At 43.7% G+C, this 551-nt stretch carries 1 protein-coding gene; it reads left to right on the top strand.

Going from position 1 to position 551, the window contains the following annotated elements; all coding sequences use genetic code 11:
* Window positions 1-551 (top strand): EF-Tu/IF-2/RF-3 family GTPase (locus BHE89_RS20000; protein ID WP_286146387.1); only part of this gene is annotated, 551 nt, incomplete at both ends.

The raw sequence follows: 551 nt of genomic DNA, 5'->3' as shown, positions 1-551 counted from the left end.
CGTGAGCACATCCTGTTAGGTCGTCAGGTTGGTGTTCCTTACATCATCGTATTCCTGAACAAATGTGACATGGTAGATGATGAAGAACTGTTAGAATTAGTTGAAATGGAAGTTCGTGAACTTCTGTCTCAATACGATTTCCCAGGTGATGACACGCCAGTAATCCGTGGTTCAGCGCTGAAAGCACTGGAAGGCGAAGCTGAGTGGGAAGCAAAAATTGTTGAATTAGCAGAAGCACTGGATTCTTATATCCCAGAGCCAGAGCGTGCAATTGACAAACCATTCCTGTTACCAATCGAAGACGTATTCTCAATCTCAGGCCGTGGTACAGTAGTAACAGGTCGTGTTGAGCGTGGTATTATTAAAGTTGGTGAAGAAGTTGAAATCGTAGGTATCAAAGATACGGCTAAAACAACGTGTACTGGCGTTGAAATGTTCCGTAAATTACTTGACGAAGGTCGTGCAGGTGAGAACGTTGGTGTTCTGTTACGTGGTACTAAACGTGAAGAAATCGAACGTGGACAAGTACTGGCTAAACCAGGTTCAATCAA

Source organism: Shigella sp. FC1967 (assembly GCF_001743005.1).
Taxonomy (GTDB): domain Bacteria; phylum Pseudomonadota; class Gammaproteobacteria; order Enterobacterales; family Enterobacteriaceae; genus Proteus.
This window is presented reverse-complemented; position numbering and strand designations above follow the sequence as displayed.